This window comes from Acinetobacter sp. 102 (assembly GCF_037028485.1).
In the GTDB taxonomy this organism is placed as follows: Bacteria; Pseudomonadota; Gammaproteobacteria; order Pseudomonadales; family Moraxellaceae; genus Acinetobacter; species Acinetobacter higginsii.
In genome coordinates this window covers 138,539-163,780 of sequence record NZ_JAZEZK010000008.1, presented here as the reverse complement: position 1 = coordinate 163,780, position 25,242 = coordinate 138,539, and the positions used below count along the sequence as shown (strand labels likewise).

Sequence of the window (25,242 nt, the reverse complement as noted above, 5' to 3'; positions counted from 1 at the left end):
GTATAGATCATGGCTTATCGTCCGCACATCACCGATGCACAGCAAGTTTTCACAGACGATGAGATCATTAACCTGATGCCTAAAAATTTCATCTTCATTGCACGTTTGATCAAGGTCGAAAATGCGCTGAATTTAATTGATGCCTTCGGTGGTACTAAAATCTACATTCCAATTCGTCAGGCTTTAAACGTAAATTCTGAGCTTGCGCAAGTGATAGGCTTGAGTAAGCTTCAGTTGCTTGCAGATCAGCTTGGCAATGATCACATTGAAATTCCAATGGGCACACCGATCACTGTTGCTATGCGCAACAGAGCGATCCGTGAACAAGCACCAACAATGTCAAAAGAAAAGCTTGCTCGTAAATTCAGCGTGACACTGCGGACGATCCGCAGTATCGTAAACTCTGAAGAGAAGCTTAATGTTCAGGAAGACCCCAATCTTGACTTATTCGATGAATAAAATAAGCGGACAAATAGTCCGCTTTTCTATTTCATAGGATGTAAAACCTTTTCAAAACTTATCCCACTCAGTCCCATTAAATCCCATCAAATCCCACAATTATCTCGTTACTCTTATATATTTATATTATTAGGTATCATCTAGGGCTTTTACTTCTGGACGATTGCTGGTCACAATAAAACTGACATTGACCACAGGTAAATGGTCTGCATCTAGCGGATACTGATAGGGTAATTTTTTTATCGGGGCTTTTTGAGTGGTACAAGATGCACTAAAGATCAGACATAATAGCGTCAGGGCAGTGATTTTTAACCGCATTTTTTGTTCTCTCAAATGGTCGCGTTTTAATTATTGTAAAGCTAGCTTTTCGCATGATTTTGATTATCTTAGCAGATTTTTGGAGCTTGTATGGTGCAAGATACCAATGAACTACATCGACAAATTTTAGAAGTGATTGCCTTGATTCCTTATGGAAAAGTGGCAAGTTATGGACAAATTGCCAAGTTGGCCGGTTTACCTAAACATCCGCGTTTAGTGGGTTATGTACTTAAGCATTTAGATAAAGACAGTGAGATTCCTTGGTATCGTGTGATTAATTCACAAGGAAAAATCAGTGTGACTCGAATTAATGAGAAAGGTGAAAATGTTCAACAGCATTTATTAGAGCAGGAAGGGGTGTATTTATTAAATGGCAAGGTGAGTTTAAAAATATTTGCTTGGCAGCCTTAAATAGTTTTGGACGAATCAGAATTAATATTGAAATTAGCTTACGGTTTATTTACAATTTGGATACATAAAGTTACATTGAAATAATTTTGGTATTTAAATGAAAAAACTGTCTGTTATTTTCGGGGTTGTCGCACTGAGTTTATCTGGATGTGCAAGTATTATCTCAGGTAAAACACAAACCATGACGTTCCAAAGTACGCCAGAACTTAGTGATATTACAATTTTAAATCGTGATGGCAAGAAAATTCATGTTGGAAAAGCACCTATAACCGTGAGTCTGAATCGTGGCGCTGGTTTCTTTGTTCCTGAAAGATATACGGTTATCTTTGAAAAAGAAGGCTATGAAAAGAAAGAAATCAAAGTTACTCCGAGCATGAATGGCTGGTATATCGGGAATATTTTATTTGGTGGGATAATTGGCTTGTTAATTATCGATCCTGCAACTGGGGCGATGTATAGTTTAAATACAAAAGATACCAATGTTGTTTTAAATGACTTAAAGAAAGAAAATCTTCAAGCTAATGCTCAATCATTAACAATCATTTCTACGAATGTGCTTTCTGAAGAAGTTTTAGAAAAAGCAAAACCAATTCAATTAAATACTCAGTAATAACACAATAAAAAAGCATGCTAAATATTTAGCATGCTTTTTTAATATTTCTAAATGATTGATATAAATTATCAACGCACAATTAATACTGGAATGTGACTTTCTGCTAAAACTTTCTGTGCCACACTACCCAGTACAAATTGTTTAAAACCTGTTCGTCCATGAGAACCCATAATAATCAGATCTGCACCTAGGTTTTGCGCCGCACCAATAATTTCCTGATGGACTGAAAAGCCTTCTAAGACTTGAGTGGCGACGGTAAGCCCATGTTCTTCAAACTTTTGCTCAGCTTTCGTTAAATTCTCTTGAACATAGCCTCTGACACGTTCAATCAAATCATTGCTTTGTCCCATACGCACATAGGCATCGGCGAGATAGGGATCTAAGGTCATTACTTCAGCAACCGTGATTTCACTGTTTAAAGCCTTTGCGAGTTGAGCTGCTTCTCGAATGACATTTGCCGCAATTTCAGAGTCATCAATCGCCACTAAGATTTTTTGATAAGCCATGTTGGTTACTCCTTATACTTATGATTTTGCATTGAATTAGGTATTTAAAAATTGTTTAAATTACAAGCTATATTGTTATAGTAACCCTCTTGGAGGATAAATAAAACCTAGCATTTTTATAGGGATAGTTATTATTTATATGAGTATGGTTAAGCGCAGATTTTATTTAAATTACATGAAATTTCTATAAAAAAGGAATATGGATATAACTCTGATTTATCTATAAAAAGTTAGATTAACTTTGCTCGAAGTATTGGCGAAGGGCTTCTACATCATCCGTCTGCAACTGTTCACGTATTTTTAAAATCTGCTTTTCATCCAGATCATAAAGTTTAAGAGCAAGCAATTTTTCAATGTCTTGTTCAGGAAAACGATATTTGATGACTTTGGCTGGGACACCTCCGACAATCGTATAGGGTGGCACATCTTGCGTGACTACAGCACCTGTTGCCACCACAGCACCTTCCCCCAATTTAACGCCTTGCATGATCATGGCACGGCTGCCAATCCAGCAACCATCGGCAATAATAGTATCACCTGCAGCTTGAAAGCTACGTGTATCAAAAGGGAAGGTTGAGATCCAGTCAGGGCGATGCAATTGATTGCCACCCATCATAATCACGCATTCCGCGCCAAAGCAGACAAAGTTACCGATATGTAGTTGATCAATTGGCTTTTCAGGTGTAGCCGCTTTGTCATGCAGATAACGCACCACACAGCGTTCAAAACCCTGATCCCAGTAAGCTGAATAATAGGAGTAATTGCCTTTGATATGGATATTTGGATTGTTTACTGTTTTAGCAATAAATTCGAACTCGCACCAGTGTTTAACAGGTGAGTTGATTAATGGATCCATATCTAGACAAAATATTAAAAGAAAGCCGTGACATTATAGCTTTTATATCAGGAGAGAGTGCTAGTTGGAGAAAAATTTCCAAAGCCAAGTAAACAAACGTTGAATTTGATTGGGAAATACAAAGCCTAGAACTGCACAAAGCAGAGCTTTATTAAAAATAATGAGCGCAGAGCTGGTCGTAGAATTCATATGAAATGCCCATGTGATGGCAATCCCAATACCCAGAACAATTCCTGCAATCGCATAGATCAATGCACTTATGAGTCGATCTTGCATTCTTTATCTCATTTTATTGTATTTAGAAATAGAATGCCTGAAACAAAAGAACTCTTCAAATGATGAAGAGTTCTTTAATCGCTTAATCAGGTGGATAAATTAGATATATTCCACACTCACAATTTCGTATTCAACTTCACCTTGCGGTGTTTGAATTTTTGCTTCGTCGCCTTCGTTCTTACCTAAAAGACCACGTGCAATCGGTGAGTTCACTGAGATTTTATTGATTTTAAAATCTGCTTCATCATCACCGACGATTTTATAAGTCTTACGTTCTTCGGTATCAAGATTTTCAATAGTTACAGTCACGCCAAAGACAACACGGCCATTTTGCTCAAGTGTTTTGACATCAATTTCTTGTACTGCGCCCAGTTTACCTTCGATATCCTGAATACGACCTTCGCAGAAACCTTGCTGTTCACGCGCAGCATGATATTCAGCATTTTCCTTTAAATCACCGTGTTCACGAGCTTCAGCAATCGCTTGGATGATACGTGGGCGATCCACTGTCTTGAGCTGTTGTAATTCTTTCTCTAAGGCAACCTTGCCTTCGGGAGTCATAGGATAACGTTGCATTCTGGTCCCCTCTAAATTGGTTGGGAAAATACAGGATTAAAAAAAGAAAAAGCCCGCCACCGATAAGGTGACGGGACTTTATCGGTAGAGAATTAACCTACAGTTTGTAAATCTTGCAAGCGGTATACATCCATTGGCAATTTCACAGCAAATGCTTGGCAAACTGCTTCTGCACCGTTAATTGTCGTGGTGTAATACACCTTGCCTTGGAGGGCAGCACGACGAATCATGGCAGAGTCATACTGAGCTTGTTTGCCTTCAGTTGTGTTGACAATAAGATGAATTTCACCATTTTTCAAGCGGTCGACAATATGTGGGCGACCTTCGGTCACTTTATTGACGGCTTCGCACTCAATGCCTGCTTCTTTTAATACACGATGTGTACCATTGGTTGCAACAAGCTTAAAGCCATACTCGATCAACTGTTTCGCGATGTTGGCAATGTATTTCTTATCTGATTCACGAACCGATAAGAATGCATGCTTCACTTCGCCTTCAGTTGGTAAACCTGGTAAACGTTCGTTAGAACCAAGAACCGCTTTATAGAATGCTTCGCCAAATGTTTTACCAACGCCCATCACTTCACCTGTAGATTTCATCTCAGGCCCAAGCATTGGATCTACACCAGGGAATTTAGCGAATGGGAATACTGCTTCTTTAACCGCAAAATGTGTTGGAATGATTTCTTTGGTGAAACCTTGTGATTCCAACGATTGACCCGCCATACAACGTGCCGCAACTTTTGCTAAAGAGTCACCAATACATTTAGAAACGAAAGGAACGGTACGTGATGCACGTGGGTTCACTTCAAGGACATAAATGTCGTTGCCTTTAACAGCAAACTGAACGTTCATCAAACCGATTACGCCAAGTTCTTTTGCCATTGCAACGGTTTGACGGCGCATCTCATCCTGAACTTCTTGAGAAAGAGAGTAAGGAGGGATCGAACATGCTGAGTCACCTGAGTGGATACCGGCTTGTTCAATGTGCTGCATGATACCACCGATCACAACATCTTTACCGTCAGATACGCAGTCCACGTCAACTTCAGTTGCATCGTCAAGGAAACGGTCAAGCAGGACAGGGGCTTCATTCGACGCTTGTACTGCTTCACGAAGGTAACGTTTAAGTTCTTCTTCGTTATACACGATTTCCATTGCACGACCACCCAATACATAAGATGGACGAACAACCAGTGGATAACCCACTTTAGCTGCTTCTGAAATACCTTCTTCAGCAGATTTTACAATGCTGTTGTTTGGTTGACGAAGTTGTAGACGTTGAATCATTTGTTGGAAACGTTCACGGTCTTCTGCACGGTCAATCGCATCAGGAGATGTACCAATAATTGGTGTACCTGCTTCTTCCAAAGCACGTGCCAATTTCAAAGGTGTTTGACCACCGTACTGTACGATCACGCCTTTAGGCTTCTCGGTACGTACGATTTCAAGTACATCTTCAAGTGTTACTGGTTCGAAGTAGAGACGGTCAGATGTGTCATAGTCGGTTGAAACCGTTTCAGGGTTACAGTTCACCATGATGGTTTCATAACCGTCTTCACGCATTGCAAGCGCAGCGTGTACACAGCAGTAGTCAAACTCGATCCCTTGACCAATACGGTTAGGACCACCACCAATCACCATGATCTTGTCACGGTTTGATGGATTTGCTTCACATTCTTCATCGTAAGTTGAATACATGTAAGCAGTACCCGATTCAAACTCGGCTGCACAAGTATCAACACGTTTGTAAACTGGATATACACCCAAGTTCCAACGTTGCTTACGGAATTGCTTTTGTGAAATACCCATCAAGTCAGCAATACGCAGGTCAGATAAACCTTTGCGTTTGAATGAACGGATATTGTCAGCGTTTAAGTCACCAAAACCTAATGCTTTTACTTGAGCTTCAGTTTTAATGATGTCTTCGATTTGGATCAAGAACCAACGGTCGATCTTGGTCGCTTCAAATACGTCATCTAAAGAGAAACCATGACGGAATGCATCGGCAACATACCAGATACGCTCTGGACCAGGAACTTTAAGCTCTTTTAGGATAATGTCTTTGGCATTGGCAGTACCAGCTTCAACTTTCTCGTCAAAGCCACTAACACCCACTTCAAGACCACGAAGTGCTTTTTGTACAGATTCTTGGAAGTTACGACCAATTGCCATCACTTCGCCCACAGATTTCATCTGAGTCGTTAGTACTGGCTCAGCTTGTGGGAATTTTTCGAAGTTAAAGCGTGGAATCTTAGTGACAACATAGTCAATCGATGGTTCGAAAGATGCTGGTGTAATACCGCCAGTGATGTCGTTTTTCAATTCATCAAGGGTATAACCGACTGCAAGTTTCGCTGCGATTTTCGCAATCGGAAAACCTGTTGCTTTAGATGCAAGTGCAGATGAACGAGAAACACGTGGGTTCATCTCGATCACAACCATACGACCGTCTTTCGGGTTAATACCGAATTGAACGTTAGAACCACCAGTCTCTACACCGATTTCACGAAGAACTGCAACCGATGCATTACGCATTAATTGATATTCTTTGTCTGTCAATGTTTGCGCAGGTGCAACCGTGATTGAGTCACCTGTGTGTACGCCCATTGGGTCAAAGTTTTCAATCGCACAGACGATGATACAGTTGTCGTTTTTGTCACGAACAACTTCCATCTCGTATTCTTTCCAACCAATTAACGATTCATCAATCAATAATTGTTTGGTTGGAGAAAGATCGAAACCACGTTCACAGATTTCTAGGAATTCTTCGCGGTTATAAGCAATACCACCACCTGAGCCACCCATCGTGAATGATGGACGGATGATGACTGGGAAGCCAAAACCTGCTTGGATTGCCAAAGCCTCTTCCATTGTTTCTGCAATGGCTGCTTTTGGACATTCCAAGCCAATTTTACGCATTGCGATATCAAACAGTTTACGATCTTCTGCTTTTTCAATCGCGTCTTTTGATGCGCCAATTAGTTCTACATTATATTTTTCGAGAACGCCGTGCTCATCTAACGCAAGGGCACAGTTCAATGCCGTTTGACCACCCATGGTTGGGAGGACTGCATCTGGGCGTTCTTTTTCAATGATTTGTGCAACTGTCTGCCAAGTGATTGGCTCGATATAGGTCGCATCCGCCATTGCAGGGTCAGTCATAATGGTCGCTGGGTTAGAGTTCACCAAAATAACGCGATAACCTTCTTCACGAAGCGCTTTACATGCTTGCGCACCAGAATAGTCAAATTCGCAGGCTTGACCAATGACAATAGGACCGGCACCAATAATTAAGATGCTTTTAATATCCGTACGTTTAGGCATTATTCGCTCCGTAATTACTTCTTAGCTGCTTCGATAAGTTCGATGAAATGATCGAACAATGGGGCACAGTCATGTGGACCAGGGCTGGCTTCAGGGTGACCCTGAAAACTGAATGCTGGTTTGTCAGTGCGATGAATACCTTGGTTTGTACCATCAAACAGTGAGCGATGTGTCACTTTTAAGTTTGCAGGTAAAGTACTCTCGTCAACAGCAAAGCCGTGGTTTTGAGAAGTAATCATCACTGTACCTTCCTCAAGGTTTTGTACAGGATGGTTAGCGCCGTGGTGACCATGATTCATTTTCATGGTTTTCGCGCCAGAAGCGAGAGCCAAAATTTGGTGACCCAAGCAAATACCGAATACAGGTAGATTGGTTGTATCAACAATGGTTTTCACTGCTTCAATTGCATAATCACATGCTGCTGGATCACCAGGACCATTTGATAAGAACACGCCATCTGGATTGAGTGCGAGCACTTTTTTAGCAGGGGTTTGTGCAGGAACAACAGTCAATTTACAACCACGGTCTGCAAGCATACGTAAGATGTTGGTTTTGACACCATAATCGTATGCAACAACATGAAATTTTAATTCTGGTTGAGTGAAACCTTCGCCCAAAGTCCAAGAGCCTTCAGTCCATTCAAAACCTGTTGGATCACAGCATTCTTTCGCAAGATCTAAACCGTTTAAACCACCAAATGCACGTGCTTTTGCAATTGCTTCTTCTTCTGTAATATTTTCGCCAGCAAGGATGCAACCATTTTGTGCACCTTTGTCGCGTAGAATACGAGTCAATTTACGCGTATCAATATCAGCAATCGCAACAACATTATTTTGTTCTAAATATTCACTCAGTGATTGTTCGGCACGGAAATTACTATGTAATAAAGGCAGATCACGAATAATTAAACCATTCGCCCATACTTTATGGATGCGACCTGATTCAACGTCTTCACTATTACAGCCAGTATTTCCAATATGAGGATAAGTCAACGTCACAATTTGTTGTGCGTAGCTTGGGTCGGTCAAAATTTCTTGATAACCAGTCATGGCAGTGTTAAAAACGACTTCACCAGTCGTACTACCCGATGCACCGATAGACGTTCCTTTAAAGATCGTTCCATCTGCGAGGGCTAAAATGGCGGGGGTGCTCAAACCAAAGCTCCTGAACTAAGACCACAAAAATAGGGCTGTAAAAAAGCGAGAAGACATAAAAAAAGGCAGGCCGTCTTTAAAAAAACATGCCCCTCCTTCCAGTCTGCTCGCTTGTAACTTAACAGCGCATTATACGCATGAGTCCGTGAAAAGTCTATGTGTTTTATTTATTAAAGTCAGAATTTACCAATTTCTTTTATAAGCATTCGCTGGGCAGTGTCTATTGCAAAATCAATCATCCTTCTATCGATATCATGAGATATTATGCAAATTGTCAGACAATTTTTTTTGTGTTTGGGATGTGGCCGTTTTATCTTATATCTAGCCAAAAAATCAACAATCAATAAAGAGGGTAATCAAAATGGCTGAGAATCAAACGACACCTGCAACTGCTGAAGAAGTAAAAACTGCTGTAGTTGAAAAAACCACGAAAGCGAAAGAAGCTGTTGCTGAAAAGACTGCTGAAGTCAAAGAAGTGGTTGCTGAAAAAACTGCAAAAGCGAAAGAGGTTGTTGCAGAAAAAACAGCAAAGGCGAAAGAAGTGATTGCAGAAACTCAAGAGCAAGCCAAAGAAGTGATCGCTGAAACTCAAGGTCAGGTAAAAGAAGCTTTAGCTGAAACTCAAGAAAAAATTGAGGCTGAAGCGAAAGAATTGAATCAAAACATTCAAAACCAACTGACTCAAATCAAACAAGATCTTCTAGAGCGTATTGAAGTAATTAAGACTCAACTTAATTCATCGCAAGGTAACTTACTTGAACTTAAAAATGCATTGAAAATTGAATTAAATGCATTGATTGAAGACCTGACCAAGGTAAGCAAAGAACTGAAAGATGACATCAGCCAGATTTCAGTGAAGCACAAAGATACATTAGTGGGTAGCTTTAAACGCACTAAAGAACAAGCGGTTGAAGCTTGGAATAAAGTACGTGCTAGCTAATTAATTGCAGGCATAAAAAAAGCGAGAATTTTTCTCGCTTTTTTTATTTTTAAATTTAAAACTGATGTAACCAATCACGTTTGTTATGAAAGTCAGCTTGAGGACTACTGTGTTGCATCGCAAAATACTGCATACCTTGCGTAGTTTCCAGAACAGCAGTCAAACCAAGATATATGTCAGCCCATTTTAATTCATGCTCGCGCATAAATTGCGACAAATCTAAACTGACATTTAAGCCATAATGGGTGCGCTGTAAATGATTCAATTCAATGTCATATGCTGCAATCGGCGGCATATTTTCAGGAAAACGGTATTCTTCAAATTGATAAACTTGCCAAGCCTGAGAAGGGGAAAGGTTGATTTCACGATAGAAATCTTGATCTTTCACACCGACAAAAATTTCAAAGCAAGTCTGTTCCCATAAAAAGTCTTGACGTGGATGTGCTGTGACTTGATTTGGGTAAATCAGAAATTGATTTGGGTCACGAACCCAAAAACCAACATTTAAGGTTGCTGGTGTTTGTTGTTCAATCGCTCCAACGACCGTAATGGCACTAAAGCGATCAAAGGCAGACAGTTCATAACTTGCCATCGTAATTACTTATTATTTAAATGAGCAAAACGAACCAAGTTAGACAGGTGTTGGTTTTGTTTCGCTGCTTTTTTATAGAGCAAAACAATTTTACCAATTTTCTGTACAGATTCTGCACCAGTTGCTTCAACAATCGCGTCAATCACTGCTGCACGTGCGTCACGATCTTCACCTGCAATTTTGACTTTAATGAGTTCATGATCATTCAGCGCACGATTTGTTTCTTCAATGACGTTTTCTGTAAGACCTTGGCCACCAACCATTACCACTGGATTAAGTGCATGACCAATTTGACGTAAACGTTTACGTTCATGGATAGATAAAGCCGCCATTAAAAATACCTGATTGGAAAAACGACCTAGTATAACTTGCATCCCGATTCTAAGATAGATTCAGAAGACAAGCACTTGAAACAAATATGTGAAAATTGCTGAAATATCCAATGATGATGATCGAAAAAAATCTGTAAAAGTTCGTGTGAATGAAGTACATCCGTACTGTAATGAGAGTAATTTTCACGTACAATGACTCATCAGAAGTTTTTTGAAATTTAGTGAGTTATGGCGACACGCATTACCAATCAAAAATTGTCTAAAAGCAGTCGTGTGTGGATGCGAGAGCACTTAGATGACCATTTTGTGAAGAAAGCACAAAAGGAAGGTTATCGCGCACGCGCGGCATATAAGTTACTTGAAATCCAAGAAAAATATAAAATGATCAAACCTGGGATGACGGTTGTCGACTTAGGCGCGGCACCAGGTAGTTGGTCGCAAATTGCAGGTAAATTGGTCGGATCAAATGGTTTAGTGATTGCTTCAGATATTCTGGCAATGGATGCTCTTCCAGATGTGACCTTCTTGCAAGGTGACTTCCGCGAGGAAGAAGTTTTCGAAAAATTGTTAAATATTTTAAATGGACGTCAAGTAGACGTTGTAATTTCGGATATGGCCCCCAATACATCAGGTAATAGGGCTGTTGATCAACCGCGTCAAATTTACTTATGTGAATTGGCTTTGGATTTTGCTCAGAAAGTACTCGGACCCAACGGACAGTTTCTTGTTAAAGTGTTCCAAGGTTCAGGATTTGATGAGTTCAGAAAACAAGTGGTCGATGGTTTTGATGTATTAAAAACAGCCAAACCTGCGGCTTCACGTGCTCGATCGAAAGAAGTTTTTTTGATTGGCCAAGGTCGTAAAAAGGCATTGCAATAAAAGTGTACTTGCCAAGTTGTTAAAAATTGTGCATTTTGTACCTTTTAAGTTTTTTGCAACGCAAATTCATTGCTGTTTTTGTGAAGGTCAGCCAAGATTAGGTATGATCAAATTAGATTGATATGGGAATAAAGCCTTGAGCGATTACTTCAAGAATGCCGTATTGTGGCTCATCATACTCGGTGTTCTGATTTTGATTTTTAGCAACGTCAGTGACCGCAATAAGCCTGCAGCGATGAAATATTCTGATTTCGTTGCAGCGGTGAATGCTGGGCAAATTAAACAAGTCACAATTGACGGTTTAAATATTAATGGTGAAAAAACCAATGGCTCTGCCTTTGAGACGGTTCGTCCTCAAGTAGAAGACACTGAGTTGCTACCAAGCTTGAATAAACAAAATGTAGTTGTTGAAGGCACAGCGCCACAACGTCAAGGCATTTTGATGCAACTTCTCATTGCGAGTTTCCCTGTATTGCTCATCATCTTATTATTCATGTTCTTCATGCGTAATATGGGCGGTGGTGCAGGTGGCAAAAACGGTCCTATGAGTTTTGGTAAGTCAAAAGCAAAAATGTTATCTGAAGATCAAATTAAGTTAACATTTAGTGATGTTGCAGGCTGTGACGAAGCAAAACAAGAAGTGGTTGAAATCGTTGATTTCTTAAAAGACCCTGCTAAATTCAAACGCCTTGGTGCAACCATTCCACGTGGTGTACTTATGGTTGGTCCTCCAGGTACTGGTAAAACATTATTGGCGAAAGCCATTGCTGGCGAAGCTAAGGTTCCATTCTTTAGTATCTCTGGTTCTGACTTCGTTGAAATGTTTGTTGGTGTCGGTGCATCTCGTGTCCGTGACATGTTCGAGCAAGCAAAACGCCATGCGCCATGTATCATCTTTATTGATGAGATTGATGCAGTCGGTCGTCATCGTGGTTCGGGTACAGGTGGTGGTCATGATGAGCGTGAACAGACCCTGAACCAGATGCTTGTTGAAATGGACGGTTTTGAAGGCAATGAAGGCGTTATCGTTATTGCTGCAACCAACCGTGTTGATGTCTTGGATAAAGCCTTGCTTCGTCCAGGCCGTTTTGACCGTCAAGTAATGGTGGGTTTACCAGACATTCGTGGTCGTGAACAAATCTTGAATGTTCACTTGAAGAAACTTCCTTCTGTTACAGGTGTAGATCTTAAAGTTCTTGCACGTGGTACGCCAGGATTCTCAGGTGCGCAACTTGCAAACTTAGTCAATGAAGCTGCATTGTTTGCTGCTCGCCGTAATAAAAACACGGTAGATATGCATGACTTTGAAGATGCAAAAGACAAGATATACATGGGTCCAGAACGTAAATCTATGGTGATTCGTGAAGAAGAACGTCGTGCGACGGCTTACCATGAAGCTGGTCATGCGATTGTTGCTGAAATTTTGCCAGGTACAGACCCTGTGCATAAAGTAACGATCATGCCACGTGGTTGGGCGTTGGGTGTGACTTGGCAGTTGCCTGAACAAGATCAGACCAGCCACTATAAAGATAAGATGTTGAATGAACTTTCTATCTTGTTTGGTGGTCGTATTGCAGAAGAAGTATTCATTAACCAAATGTCGACAGGTGCATCGAACGACTTTGAACGTGCAACCAAAATGGCACGTGCAATGGTAACTAAGTACGGTATGTCAGATCGCCTTGGTGTCATGGTGTATGAAGATGAAAACCAAAATGGTTTCTTCGGTAATGTGGGTAGCCGTACGATTTCTGAAGCAACTCAACAAAAAGTTGATGAAGAAGTACGTCGTATCTTGGATGAACAGTATAAAGTTGCACGTGACATCTTGGAAAATAACAAAGATATCGCTCATGCAATGGTGAAAGCGTTGATGGATTGGGAAACAATCGATCGTGACCAAATCCGTGACATCATGGAAGGTCGTGAGCCGCAACCACCTAAAGTTTATGTTGCTGAAAATCCAGTGGCTGCATTTGAACCGCCGAAAGATGGTCCATCTACTCCACCACCATTACCAGCAATGGGCTAATCAAAGATAAAATAAAAAGAGCGACTCCGGTCGCTCTTTTTTTGTCTCAATTTTGGCCCAAACTGAAAATAAATCAGCTATGCACCAAGCTCTGTCTTGTTAAAATAAGCCTATTCCAATATGGAGCGTTTTGATGCAGTTGATGCCCTTAGCACAATGTCAGTTACAGTGTGGCCGTTTTAGCTTAGACCTCTCCCAACCCCAAGTGATGGGGATTTTAAATGTCACGCCTGATTCATTTAGTGATGGTGGGCAACATCATCAAAAAGACCAAGCCATTCAACATGCATTGCAGATGATGCAAGATGGTGCCAGCATTATTGATATCGGTGGTGAGTCGACTCGTCCGAATGCTTCAGCAGTTGCATTGGAAGAAGAAATTCGTCGTGTGATTCCTGTGGTTGAAGCATTATCTAAATACGATGTGATCATCTCGATTGATACCAGTCAGCCGGAAGTGATGCGTGCAGCCGTTCAAGCAGGAGCGCATATCTGGAATGATGTGCGTGCATTAACTCGCCCACAGGCCTTAGAAACGGCTGCAGAATTAAATATCCCTGTGGTGCTCATGCACATGCGCGGTGAACCCACCAATATGAACCAGTTGGATCAATATCAGGATGTGACCGAAGAGGTAATTTACGAGCTACAACAACGCTTAGATCAAGCGATTGCAGTTGGGGTGAGAAAAGAAAATATTATTATTGATCCAGGTTTTGGTTTTGCTAAAAATGCACAGCAAAACTTTCAATTACTGAATGAGTTCTGGAAGCTTAATCAAATGGGCTATCCGATCTTATCAGGCTTATCACGTAAACGTTTTATTGGTGAAGCCTTAGATGGTGTGCCTGCACAGGAACGTGCTGTGGGGAGTGTAATGGGGCATCTGTTGAGTATTCAGCAGGGGGCCAGTATTGTTCGGGCGCATGATGTTAAAGCCACTAGCGATGCGATTAAAGTCTGGAACAGGATGCAAAATCATTAAGCTTGTATGCGTCAGTAGGGCCCAAGGGCTCTATTGACTTGCTGAATCAGATTAAATATAACAAATGTATAATGAAGATGAGTAATATTAAAAATGGAAAATAAAACAATCACATATAAAAGTTTATGGGTGTTTGCCCTGATTCTGAGTCTTGGTTTTATTGTTTCTGCCGGTGTGATGGGTTATGCGCTTAAACAGTTTAATAGTACAAAAAATTCAATTACAGTCAAAGGCTTAGCTGAAAAACCGATTCAAGCCGATTCCGCACGATGGGAAATCAACTTACAAACCAACCACACTTCTGACACGATCCCAGAAGCCTATCAATTACTTGACCAACAAATGAAAGCATTACAGGCCTTCTTTGTTGAACATGGCTTTAAAGCCGCAGATATGCAACTTGGAAATAAACGTTCGGATTCTTATTATGAGGAAGTCGATACAGGTGAAGGGCGTACCAAGCGGGAGTTTAAAGGCTATATTGCCTTGCAGTCTTTGGTGATCAGCAGTCGAGATATCAAAAAAATAGAACAGGCGGCAAAAGATGCCTATTTACTGGATGAAAAAGGCATTTCGATTGAGCAAAAACCTGAATATCTGGTGTCGAATTTAGAAGAAATCAAAATGTCCTTGATTGCTAATGCCACCAAAAATGCCTATAGCCGAGCCAATGAGTTTGCCAAAGTCGGTGGGGTAAAGGTCGGGATGATGCGTTCAGCCAGCCAAGGTGCATTTTATATCCTGCCTGAAAGCGGTTCTGACGATGACAGTGATTATGGGGGCGCTTATGACAAAGCCACTATTAATAAAATTGCCCGCGTGGTGGTCACTATCAATTATGCGATTGAATAGTGTTTCAGTCTTGAATTGAACCAAGAGCCGCTAAATCAATCGAAGGAAGGATACATACAAATACCATGTATCTTTCTTTTTTTGCATACAATCTTTGAATATCACCTTCATTTGAAAAGACAAAATAGAATTTAGGAATTTAAGCATGCACCAATCCACAAAAATATTAACACTAAGTTTGCTCAGTTGCATGATCATGGCTTGTAGTAGTCCTGTCAAACACAATGACCAAGTGATGATTGAAACAACGATGCCTGTATCGCCATCACCGATTACTCAGTCAAATCAAGGCTTGGCTCAGACGCGTAAAATGATTGCACCTGCATCTTATATTGCAGTGATGCCAACGATGGAGAGACCACGGTTAGAGCAGAATACTGAAAAATACCAAAAAAATGAGGTCAATCCGGTTCATCGCGTGGCGGATCAAGCTGTTTCAACTTTTAGTATTGATGTGGATACGGGCAGTTATACCAATACCCGCCGTTTTTTGAATGATGGTCGTTTGCCACCTGTTGATGCGGTTCGTGCTGAGGAGATGATCAACTACTTTGATTATCAATATCCACAACCCAATAGCATTCATCCATTTTCTGTCACCACGGAAACTGTAGATTCGCCTTGGAAGGAAAATGCCAAGCTGATTAAGATTGGTATTCAGGCTAAAGATCTCACCACTAAACAATTACCTCCAGCCAATCTGGTATTTTTGGTGGATGTCTCAGGGAGTATGGATGCGCCTGATAAGTTACCTTTAGTCAAACAAACCCTGCGTTTACTCACCGAGCAATTACGTCCTCAAGACAAAGTCACTATTATTACTTATGCCAGCGGTGAAAAACTGGTTTTAGAGCCTACGTCTGGAAATGAAAAAGACAAGATTTTAGCCGTGATTAATGCTTTGCAGGCAAGCGGGGCAACCGCAGGTGAACAAGCGATTCAACTGGCTTATAAACAAGCTGAAAAAGCTTTGGTAAAAAATGGCATTAACCGAATTCTATTGGCGACAGATGGTGACTTTAATGTAGGCATCACCGACTTCAATACCTTAAAAGGCATGGTTGCTGAGAAACGAAAAAGCGGGATCTCGTTAACGACTTTAGGTTTTGGTACCGGTAACTATAATGAGCAGCTGATGGAGCAACTGGCAGATGCTGGGGATGGAAACTACAGCTATATCGATAATAAAAATGAAGCGAAAAAAGTGGTACAGCGTCAGCTTTCCTCGACATTGGCAACCGTCGCTCAGGATGTCAAAATTCAGGTGGAATTTAACCCTGCAACGGTGAAAGAATATCGCCTAGTCGGTTATGAAAATCGGATGCTCAAGCAGGAAGATTTCAATAATGATAAAGTTGATGCTGGTGATATTGGCGCAGGGCATAACGTCACTGCAATTTATGAAATCATTCCAGTTGGTCAGCAAGGTTGGCTCAATGATTCACGTTATCAGGAATCTTCGAAAACAGATACAGCAAAAAAGTCTGAATATGCTTTTGTAAACTTGCGCTATAAATTACCAAACCAAGAAAAAAGTATTTTGCTCAATCAAGCGGTGAAAGCTGAAAGTAAAACCCTTGCACAGGCCAATAACGATACCCGTTTTGCCATTGCGGTGGCATCTTATGCCCAGCAGTTAAAAGGGGGACAATATAATGGTGCCATGGGCTGGGATCAAATTATTCAGTTGGCACAACAATCTGCCAAGCCTGATCCTTATCAAATGCGAGAGGAGTTCGTAGAGCTGGCGAAGATTGCCAAAAGCTTGAGTGCGAAAAAAGATTAAACATTGTTTTAAAAAAGCGGTCGGAAATGTTAAATGACTGGCCGTGAATAATGTTGATTATTAACAATACAGAAATGATACCAATATGAAGACCCCTCTGATTAGATCAAGCAAGTTAAGTGAGCTGAATGGTTGCAATGTGTGGTTAAAAATGGAGTCTGCTCAGCCTACAGGTTCTTTTAAGCAGCGTAGTATTGGCAATGCTTGCCTAAACTATGTTGAACAAGGCGCAAAGAAATTTGTGAGTTCTTCTGGTGGTAATGCTGGAATTTCTGTTGCGTATATGGGCAAGCTATTAGGTATTGCAGTGACCGTAGTTGTCCCGAAAACAACGTCGCAAACAGCGATTGATTTAATGCGACAGGAAGCTGCTGAAGTGATTGTTCATGGTGATTCTTGGATTGAAGCCAATGAACGTGCACTTGCTTTTGTTAGCGAGGAAGCGGTTTATATTCATCCTTTCGATGACCAATATTTGTGGGATGGTGTTGCCTGTATTATCGATGAAGTGATTGCCGAAGGGGTACGTCCTTCAGCAGTAGTTTTATCGGTTGGTGGGGGGAGTTTACTGTCTGGTATAGCTCAAGGATTAGAAATGCATCATCTGGATATTCCTATTTATGCAATCGAAACTGAAGGTACAGCCTCTTTAAATACCTCAATACAACTCGGGCAGCATATTAGCCTAGACCATGTCACGGGCATTGCAACCACACTTGCAGCAAAACGGGTCTGTGAGCAAGCATTTAAGATCGCTCAACAGCCAAAGGTTCAGACAATAACGGTTGCTGATCAAGATACAGTAAGCGCCTGTTTAAAATTTTTAGATGATCACCGAACCTTGGTCGAACCTGCGTGTGGTGCAAGCTTGTCCATTTTATATGATCAAAAAGTTAACTTTAGTCCATCTGACGATGTACTGGTGATTGTTTGTGGTGGTGCATCGATCACTTTTGAGCAGCTTGCAAAATATGCGCAACAATTTGTCATGTAAATATGGATTTGAAGGCAGTTTTTCTTTGCAAATTGTCTTTTGCTCGAGGTGAAAGGGTATGGTTTGGCAAAGTTGATTATCTTCCACTTTAAAAAGCGGTTAGAAAAACCGCTTTTTTTATGGCTAAATATCGTGATTTCGGCGAGATTATGTTATAAGCATGGCGTTTTATTGGCATATTATTTTTTATGTTTGAAAATTTACTCCTCCCCATGTTTGACGATGAATATTATCCCGATATTCTCGTTGCCGAAGTGAAACAGCATATCCAGCAGTTTTCAAAAAAGGTCAGTCGTACCGATCTATCTGAAACGGAAATCTATCGTTATGCACATCAGACCATGATTGAAATTAACGAGATGAAGCCGCAGTTTGAAGATTTGGAATCAAGCTTGGATGACACCGCCGCAGATTATATTGCTGAAGCGATGATGATGGTGGTGCAAGATGTCGGCTACCTAGATGTTGAAATGGAAGAATTGATTGCCAATCGAGAGTGGTAAATTTCACTCTCGTTGGTTTTTATAATAACAACAATTAATTCGCAGCTGCTCCATGCCAAAGTTTTGGTAACACAATTTTCCCTGAAATCCATGCTTCAATTTTAGGCTGTTGTATTTTTTGATAATACAGACTTTCGCTATTGATCAATAAGCCTAGCGTATCCCCCTGATTGAGTTGCCCATACACACTCGGTAATTCGATGCTTTGTGTTTTGCTGTTCTGAGCCGTTAAACCCAATCGAATCTGATCATAGCTTGCTTTCTTGGCTGGATTAAATGGGGCCGTTTGATCATTTAAAACGGTATATTTTCCTGTGATCTTTGATTTGATCGCAACTGAGATAAATAAGGTTGCATCTGCATATTCAGGCGTTGTTTCCATATTTAAGGAAATAACTGGCGAACCTGCCATCGATGCTGATTGCTGCGCTGTGTGAATCGGTATAAATACCGCTTGGCTTGCTGTCGGTGCGATCCATGTTTTTTTCAGATCGTAGCTGGTTACAGGTTTAAGATCGGCAAAATGATTGACAGGGCTTTGATCGACACATAATTCAGGTAATGATTCGGCTGGTGGTTGATCTTTTAGCTTCTGGTTAAACCAAGTCAAAATGGTTTTTTGTAGATTGTACTGCTGTTGATTGCCACAGCGAACCGATTTGCCAATATACCAAAAAGGGGTACTGCCTAAGGGAGAGTGCTGGGTAAAGGGCTGTAAATGGCCGCCTTGTACCCCAATCAAATGCACTTCATGTTGCGCCTGTTGGATACATTGAGCTGCTTTAATTCCTTCATTAAAAGGGAAGAGCACATCTCTGAAGCCTTGAATAATTAAGGCATCTGCCTGAGGGGCTTGATTGTGACTGCAAAACCAGCTGGCTTGATGGGTGTTGAGAAAATCATAAGTCGATTGCTTTAATTGACCTTGCTGCGTATCCAGATAGGCCTGTTTCAATTCAGGATCAAATTTATTCCAATTCCACCAGTCACCTATTAGATTGAGGAAAGCAATCCAGTTACTTTTAGGCACGCCATTGGGGGTGAGGCTATGCACAATGTCATACCACGTGGTAATCGGTACAATCGCCTGTAAGCGTGGATCTAAAGCTGAAGCTAGATACTGCACTCCGCCCGCATAGGATTCACCAATCATACCGGTACGGACGCCGTTTTGATTCTTGGCCAGTTGTGGCAGGTTCCTTTCTGCCCAGTCCATAATGGTGATGACATCTTGCGCTTCTTTTTTTGGATCAGTCAGACGAATTTTACCCTGACTGTCTCCATGTCCACGTTGGTCATAGCTAATCACCCAATAACCATTCTGCCAAGCGGTTTTTGCCACTTGGCCTGTTGGCAAAAGAAAGCCATATAAACTGAGTTCAGGCCGTTTCATTCGAGACAGACCAAAGCCATGGGTATGTAAAAGTAATGGAGCTGTTTGACTGGATGTTAAATGGGGTTGATACACGGTAAACGCGAGTACCGTGCCATCAGCTGCAGTGGTTTTGGCTTGATAATAGCGCTGCTTGAGTTCTGTGGTTTTAAGCGTTATTGAATTGGGCTGTGTCGTCGCATGTACACAACCCTGTAACACCAATACCAGACTACAGCAAAGCCATAAAACGTAAGAACGCATCGATTATTTCATCCTTGAACAAATCTTTGAGATGTCACGCAGAGCGTTAGGATAGTGTACTTGAGCCGATCAATAGATACTATCACGGATCGGAGGTGTTACCTGACCGATCCGTTTGCATATTTATTGTGGGCGTGGTCGGTTGCGATAGGCATAAAGAAACAGACCGAAACACAGCAGCATTAAACCCATGATCAGATGTGAACTGAGAGGTTCATGATTGAACAAAAAGCCCCAACAAGTGGCAAACACAGGCGTCAGAATGGTAATTAGCATCACGGTAGTTGGGTTGAGTTTCTGAATTAAATGAAAGTAAAAAATCATGGCCAGCACAGAAGAAAATAAGGCGCTATACAGCAGGGCCAAACTGGTTTGTAGACTAGGGAACTGCGTTGGTGCCTCAGCGAGAAAAAAAGGCAGTAAACACAGATAGCCAAACCATGAAACCAAAGTTGAACCTGTAGTTTGGACAATAGGGTGAATCTCGGCGCCAACTTTGGCAACGCTAAACATTGAAAGTACATAGAGTAGAACCGCAATGATTTCATATAACACCCCAACCAAATCCAGCTGAATATGGTCAGTACCAATACCAAGTGTCAGAGACAAGCCAAAAATTGCCAGTGAGAGTCCGTACCATTGACGTTTTAAAAAATGTTCGCGTTTTAGAATAAACACGGCAATCAAACCTGACCAGAGTGGCGCCGTACCATAAATAATCGAAATCATACCCGATGAAACACGGGTTGCGCCCATATAGCAGAAGGTCATAGAGCCAAATAAGCCAACCGCACCTGCGCTATAACTGATCAAAGCCTGAGGCGTCAAAATAAGTTTTTGTCGGAAATAAAACAGGCAAATTAATGCCAACGGAATGGCGATACTAAATCGGAAAAACAGCCCCCAAGCCCAATGAATTTCGTGCACCGTCAAAACAGCGGCCAAAGGCGTGAATGACCAGATCAGCACGACTGCGATAAATTGACCGACTGTGGCAAGGCGAGGGGAAACGAGGGCCACAGTCGGTTGCATCTGTGTGCTGGATATAAAATTCTTTTCGGGTAACTGGCTCATGTTGAGGTTCCTGTTATAACAACGGTAGATGGGGTTAAAAAATTTAGGCAACAAAAAAGGTCGCTGTTGAGGCGACCTTGGGATTCAAATGATGCTTTTTTAAGGGGTCATCGGATGAAGCAGTACAAAGTCTCCTCGCATAAAAATGCAGACACGTCGCCATGCTGCATGGGCAGAAATAGCATGCGAAATCACGATGACGGGTGCGAAAGACACTTTGTTGCTGAACATATCAATATTCTGAAATAAGCTTTAGATTTTTATAACATAGGCTTTGGGTGAAAAATAGTCGTTTTCTCAAATAAAGATAAAAATATAAGCAAAGTAAATAAACAATTGGGCATTGCTAAAATTGCAGATTTTTCCATAATGTTGCCATCAAATTCTGAAAGAAGTTTGCTCTTGTCTGCCTTTGAAATTTTTGCGGTAGTGATTAGTCTGATTGGTGTGACCTTGACCATTCGACGCAATATGTGGTGTTGGTGGTTTAACTTTCTGGCGTGTAGTTTGTATGCCTATTTTTTCTTTACCATCAAGTTATATGGCGAAACGATCCTGCAATTTTTCTTTATTGCGATGAATGTTTATGGATTCTATTACTGGCTTAAAGGCAAACGTCAAGACCATGATATTCGGATTGAACCGATTGCCAAGAGCACTGTATTGGCGCAAATGTGCTTGGCGCTGATTTTTGGTCTGTTGTTTGGCTTGATTCTTAAACACTTTACCGATGCTGCTGTACCGATGTTAGATTCACAATTGGTGGCATTTAGTTTACTTGCTACCTACTGGACCAGTCGTAAGCATATTGCCACTTGGATTCTCTGGATTTTTGTCAACATTATCTATGTCGGTATGTTTATTTACAAAGAGGTTTTCCTGACCGCGGGACTCTATGCAGCTTTTGTTGGATTGGCAGCCTATGGTTGGTGGCAATGGCAACAGGTCAAACAAAAACAAAAGTTTCAGCTATAAATAACAAGGGCAGCTAAGCTGCCCTTGTTATTGTGGATAAAGATTATTTCGTCGTTGCCTGATAGGTCTGTACAGCTTGACGGCCTAAGGCTGGATCATCGGTAAATACGCCATCGACCCCCGCTTTAAAATAAAGCTGCATTTCTTTGATGGACCCTGTGCTGCAGCGCTCAGCTGCTTTTGCAACATCAGCACTACATTTTAGTGTATCGGGTAGGAAGTTGTTTTCTGGACGGAAGGTATAAGGATGTACTTTTAAATTGACTTTATGTGCGTCTGCAATAAACGAGGTGGTCTGTGTCATTGCGGCATCTTTAAAGACATAGACTTTCCATGGACCGACACCATTGGCGTAAGCTGAAACATCTTTAAGGCCCTGTGCTGTTGCCAAATCCGCATAGGTTTTAGGGTTGTTTTGCACAACATAATCTGCCGGTCTTGCTTCTGGCGCATCATAGAGCTGAATTAATTGTGCATGCTTAACACTCTTGTGTAAGTCGAGTTGGCTTTTTAAATATTTTAAATTTCCAACTTCAAACGACTGTAAATAAATAGGTGCAATATCTCGGCTGTATTGATACTTGGATAAGGTTTTTAGTAAAGCATCTTCCATCGCCAAATTCTGTTGCTGGAAGTAGGTCGGATGTTTGGTTTCAATATATAGACCAATGATTTTGCCTGTTTTTTTATAATGTGCTTCTGCCAGTTCAATGATTTGTTCTAAGGTTGGAATGGCATAGAGATCATTATATTTTTGGTTGTCTGGTCGGAATTGTGGAATACGTTCACGGGCTTTGAGTTGCTGTAACTCTTTTAAAGTGAAGTCTTCGGTAAACCAGCCTTCTAAAGTGACCCCATCAATGACTTTGGTTTTTTTACGGTCAGAAAATTGAGGTAGAGTGGAAACATTGGTGGTCCCACCAATTTCATTTTCATGGCGAGCGACCAAGACACCATCTTTGGTTGAAACCAAGTCGGGTTCAATAAAATCAGCGCCGTCATCTATGGCTTTTTGATAAGAGGCGAGGGTATGTTCTGGTCGAAGCGCACTGGCACCACGATGTCCAATCACTAAAATTTTTGGCAGTTGATATTCAGGTGGAGTGGTCTTACTTTGATTATTATTGTCATCATTACAGCCTGCAAGACTGAGCAGGCAGAGACAAAGCGCAGCTTTTTTAAACATGAACAAACTCATCAGTTTTTATTTAAGCGGCTAGTTTGAAAGCTAAAGTTATCAAATCAATGACAGTTGCATGATGCTTTTATGAAATTATCAAGAATTTTAAAATGTCTGTGTGATGTATAGCAAACATCCAGTCGGACAATTGAGCACAACTGGATGTCTAATCATGATTTTAGGATTTATGCTTCCAATACGGCCAATTGATCTCAGGGATAAACTGATAGTCTTTATCTTGCCAATAAGATTGTCCAAGCGATGATTTATCTTTCAGTCCCATAATGTGCATTAAATTGTTATCAAGTTCGGCGGTATTGATGGTTCTGTCTTTGTTAACCCCAGTGGCGAGCATTTTATCTGCCCACATGATTACAGGAACCTGATAGCCTGCTTTGGTATTGGGACTATGTCCAGCATAGTCAATCTCATGCCCCACTTCATTGCCGTGATCTGATACAACGGTGAATGATCTAAAATCTGGGACTGTATCGGCTTTCAATGTATCTAAAAATTGTGCTAGCAGAGAATCCTCATATAACACGGCATTATCATAATCATTACGTAAGGAACGAATCCAAGGGTCAATATCTCGATTCTTCAGTTCTGTTTCTACAGTATCATTACTTTCACTGCTGAATTTATTGAAGGCGGCAGAATAGCGCTCTTTATAATTCGGATGTGCACCAATCAGATGAAGAATAATTAACTTCTTGGGATCAGGATCTGCAAGTGCTTGCTGATAATCAGGCAATAAGCTTTCATCTAAAGAGGTACTACTCCGTCCAGAGCGGGTGTTTTTATAAACCGCTTTATCGGCATAGGAACCAAATAAAGAAGACAGATAAGTATCATCTTGGTTACTGAGCCAATAAATTTTATATCCTGCAGCACGTGCGTAAGCCAGCACACTCTCAGGCGAATATTTATCATGTTCAGAAGCCGGACTTTCGGTCAACAAGACCCGTAATGCATTAATCGTAGATGGTGATGGTGAGAAGGCATTACAGAATACTTTGATGTCAGCCAGTCGTTTGGCTAATTCAGGTGTGGTATCGCGTGCATAACCACACACCCCTAGATTCAAACTGGTTAGGCTTTCAGAAAGTACCAGTACATGGGTTTGTTTGCCTACTGCTTGTTGGGTCAGTGCGAGATTTTGTTGAGCACTGACATCCCATTGCTGATGGACATCTTTATGTTGCTTAATTCTATTTTGGAAATCTTTAATTTTAGTCTCAAACTCAGTCCAAAAAATAATGGGGTGGACTTTTCGTGAAGGTTTCATCAAATAGCTGGTCACGGTCAGTAACATCAATAAAATAATACAACTGCGATAAATGCGACTGTGCCAGAGTTGACTAAAATGGGCAGGCTGAACCAGTTTAAATACAGAAAAACTATAGATAGTCAACACACTGAGTAAAGCAAAAATTACTGCAGCAATCGTGACCAGATGCAGTTGTAAGAATCCCCAAATTTCTTGATGATTGGTATTGGCTATCGCTTCAATAACAAAATAGGCTTCATTATCACTATTAAATAAAAACCAGGTACTTGAACGTAGCAAGGCGTCTAACCAAGCAATAAACCACCAAGCAATGGTCAGGATATACCAATATGTTTTTTGGCGCGTAATTGCCAAATAAATAAACAAAACACCAGGTAGAGATAAAAAGCCGAGCCTTAAACCATCAGATAAATTACCTGCGGCAATCAGCAAGCCGCCTGTAATGAATGCAGGCAGCAAAATCAGCAGCAGAATATTCAAGTTTTTTAAGCTGGCCTTCATATATGCCTAGTACTGTGAGGGAGAAAAGTTAAGCGGCTAATATCGGTTTAACGGGGGAGTGTGTCAATTCTAAATTAAGAAGTATTTGATTGCACAGTAAATTAAATTAATTAGCACAGCTAAACTGTTAAATTAGTGCAAAGATCGTGCATGAAGTTATGCAGAAGTATCTAAAATCCATTATTTCTCCTCAAT

The 25,242-nt window shown here is 41.0% G+C and carries 24 protein-coding genes and 1 pseudogene; 12 read left to right on the top strand and 13 right to left on the bottom strand.

The window, feature by feature from the left end; genetic code table 11:
• The first annotated feature begins 9 nt into the window (after positions 1-9).
• Positions 10-459, top strand: a complete 450-nt coding sequence (locus WA352_RS10095; protein ID WP_005203905.1) for a Mor transcription activator family protein — start codon at positions 10-12, stop codon at positions 457-459.
• Positions 460-597: 138 nt separating this feature from the next.
• On the opposite strand, the pseudogene WA352_RS10090 reads toward WA352_RS10095, so the two are convergent.
• A pseudogene (locus WA352_RS10090) lies at positions 598-777 on the bottom strand (metalloprotease); the annotation flags it as partial.
• Positions 778-867: 90 nt separating this feature from the next.
• On the opposite strand from WA352_RS10090, the gene WA352_RS10085 reads away from it, so the two are divergent.
• Complete coding sequence (locus WA352_RS10085) at positions 868-1,188, top strand: MGMT family protein (protein WP_336142401.1); 321 nt, start codon at positions 868-870, stop codon at positions 1,186-1,188.
• 97 nt (positions 1,189-1,285) lie between these two features.
• Complete coding sequence (locus tag WA352_RS10080) at positions 1,286-1,798, top strand: hypothetical protein (RefSeq protein ID WP_336142398.1); 513 nt, start codon at positions 1,286-1,288, stop codon at positions 1,796-1,798.
• A 71-nt stretch (positions 1,799-1,869) separates the two neighbouring features.
• On the opposite strand, the gene WA352_RS10075 is transcribed toward WA352_RS10080, so the two are convergent.
• The 6 genes from WA352_RS10075 to carA form a co-directional block, all read right to left on the bottom strand.
• Positions 1,870-2,307 carry a universal stress protein gene (locus WA352_RS10075; RefSeq protein ID WP_004801609.1) on the bottom strand — a complete coding sequence of 146 codons (438 nt, stop codon included), beginning with the start codon at positions 2,305-2,307 and terminating at the stop codon, positions 1,870-1,872.
• Between the two features lie 235 nt (positions 2,308-2,542).
• A complete protein-coding gene (locus WA352_RS10070) occupies positions 2,543-3,163 on the bottom strand; it encodes a CatB-related O-acetyltransferase (protein WP_336142396.1) in 621 nt (206 codons plus the stop codon).
• Positions 3,164-3,223: 60 nt separating this feature from the next.
• On the bottom strand, positions 3,224-3,439 hold the full coding sequence (locus tag WA352_RS10065; protein WP_336142394.1) for a hypothetical protein: 216 nt from the start codon (positions 3,437-3,439) through the stop codon (positions 3,224-3,226).
• A 99-nt stretch (positions 3,440-3,538) separates the two neighbouring features.
• Positions 3,539-4,015 (bottom strand): transcription elongation factor GreA, encoded by a 477-nt coding sequence (gene greA / locus WA352_RS10060; protein WP_004651928.1) that lies wholly within the window; start codon positions 4,013-4,015, stop codon positions 3,539-3,541.
• Positions 4,016-4,107: 92 nt separating this feature from the next.
• Positions 4,108-7,341: a carbamoyl-phosphate synthase large subunit gene (gene carB / locus WA352_RS10055; RefSeq protein ID WP_336142392.1), complete on the bottom strand. Its 3,234-nt coding sequence runs from the start codon at positions 7,339-7,341 to the stop codon at positions 4,108-4,110.
• A gap of 14 nt (positions 7,342-7,355) precedes the next feature.
• Positions 7,356-8,495 (bottom strand): glutamine-hydrolyzing carbamoyl-phosphate synthase small subunit, encoded by a 1,140-nt coding sequence (gene carA, locus WA352_RS10050; RefSeq protein WP_336142390.1) that lies wholly within the window; start codon positions 8,493-8,495, stop codon positions 7,356-7,358.
• A gap of 361 nt (positions 8,496-8,856) precedes the next feature.
• Here carA and WA352_RS10045 point away from each other — a divergent pair, with 361 nt between their 5' ends.
• Positions 8,857-9,435, top strand: a complete 579-nt coding sequence (locus WA352_RS10045; RefSeq protein WP_004801599.1) for a hypothetical protein — start codon at positions 8,857-8,859, stop codon at positions 9,433-9,435.
• Positions 9,436-9,490: 55 nt separating this feature from the next.
• Here the strand turns inward: WA352_RS10045 and WA352_RS10040 are convergent, their stop codons facing one another.
• A complete protein-coding gene (locus WA352_RS10040) occupies positions 9,491-10,027 on the bottom strand; it encodes a DOMON-like domain-containing protein (protein WP_033134314.1) in 537 nt (178 codons plus the stop codon).
• 5 nt (positions 10,028-10,032) lie between these two features.
• Positions 10,033-10,359: a ribosome assembly RNA-binding protein YhbY gene (yhbY, locus tag WA352_RS10035; RefSeq protein WP_004651934.1), complete on the bottom strand. Its 327-nt coding sequence runs from the start codon at positions 10,357-10,359 to the stop codon at positions 10,033-10,035.
• A gap of 228 nt (positions 10,360-10,587) precedes the next feature.
• Between yhbY and rlmE the strand changes: the two genes are divergently transcribed.
• From rlmE to WA352_RS10000, 7 genes are all read left to right on the top strand, one after another.
• A complete protein-coding gene (gene rlmE / locus WA352_RS10030) occupies positions 10,588-11,238 on the top strand; it encodes a 23S rRNA (uridine(2552)-2'-O)-methyltransferase RlmE (RefSeq protein ID WP_004801593.1) in 651 nt (216 codons plus the stop codon).
• Between the two features lie 136 nt (positions 11,239-11,374).
• Positions 11,375-13,270, top strand: coding sequence for an ATP-dependent zinc metalloprotease FtsH (gene ftsH, locus WA352_RS10025; RefSeq protein ID WP_004801591.1), 1,896 nt, complete (start codon positions 11,375-11,377; stop codon positions 13,268-13,270).
• 133 nt (positions 13,271-13,403) lie between these two features.
• On the top strand, positions 13,404-14,255 hold the full coding sequence (gene folP, locus WA352_RS10020; RefSeq protein WP_336142387.1) for a dihydropteroate synthase: 852 nt from the start codon (positions 13,404-13,406) through the stop codon (positions 14,253-14,255).
• Between the two features lie 93 nt (positions 14,256-14,348).
• Complete coding sequence (locus WA352_RS10015) at positions 14,349-15,107, top strand: SIMPL domain-containing protein (RefSeq protein ID WP_004801588.1); 759 nt, start codon at positions 14,349-14,351, stop codon at positions 15,105-15,107.
• A gap of 145 nt (positions 15,108-15,252) precedes the next feature.
• Positions 15,253-16,893, top strand: coding sequence for a vWA domain-containing protein (locus WA352_RS10010; protein WP_241305733.1), 1,641 nt, complete (start codon positions 15,253-15,255; stop codon positions 16,891-16,893).
• A gap of 85 nt (positions 16,894-16,978) precedes the next feature.
• A complete protein-coding gene (locus WA352_RS10005; protein ID WP_336142383.1) occupies positions 16,979-17,887 on the top strand; it encodes a pyridoxal-phosphate dependent enzyme in 909 nt (302 codons plus the stop codon).
• A gap of 188 nt (positions 17,888-18,075) precedes the next feature.
• Positions 18,076-18,390: a DUF5713 family protein gene (locus tag WA352_RS10000; RefSeq protein WP_004801585.1), complete on the top strand. Its 315-nt coding sequence runs from the start codon at positions 18,076-18,078 to the stop codon at positions 18,388-18,390.
• Between the two features lie 34 nt (positions 18,391-18,424).
• On the opposite strand, the gene WA352_RS09995 is transcribed toward WA352_RS10000, so the two are convergent.
• Together WA352_RS09995 and WA352_RS09990 are read right to left on the bottom strand one after the other, a co-directional pair.
• Entirely contained in the window at positions 18,425-20,026 is a 1,602-nt protein-coding gene (locus tag WA352_RS09995) for a CocE/NonD family hydrolase (protein ID WP_336142381.1), read from the bottom strand.
• 123 nt (positions 20,027-20,149) lie between these two features.
• Entirely contained in the window at positions 20,150-21,100 is a 951-nt protein-coding gene (locus WA352_RS09990) for a DMT family transporter (RefSeq protein WP_336142379.1), read from the bottom strand.
• Positions 21,101-21,502: 402 nt separating this feature from the next.
• Between WA352_RS09990 and pnuC the strand changes: the two genes are divergently transcribed.
• Positions 21,503-22,075, top strand: coding sequence for a nicotinamide riboside transporter PnuC (pnuC, locus tag WA352_RS09985; RefSeq protein ID WP_336142377.1), 573 nt, complete (start codon positions 21,503-21,505; stop codon positions 22,073-22,075).
• A 43-nt stretch (positions 22,076-22,118) separates the two neighbouring features.
• Here the strand turns inward: pnuC and WA352_RS09980 are convergent, their stop codons facing one another.
• Both WA352_RS09980 and WA352_RS09975 read right to left on the bottom strand, forming a co-directional pair.
• Positions 22,119-23,261, bottom strand: coding sequence for a glycerophosphodiester phosphodiesterase (locus tag WA352_RS09980; protein ID WP_336142375.1), 1,143 nt, complete (start codon positions 23,259-23,261; stop codon positions 22,119-22,121).
• 172 nt (positions 23,262-23,433) lie between these two features.
• Complete coding sequence (locus tag WA352_RS09975) at positions 23,434-25,047, bottom strand: phosphoethanolamine transferase (protein WP_336142373.1); 1,614 nt, start codon at positions 25,045-25,047, stop codon at positions 23,434-23,436.
• Positions 25,048-25,242 lie beyond the last annotated feature (195 nt).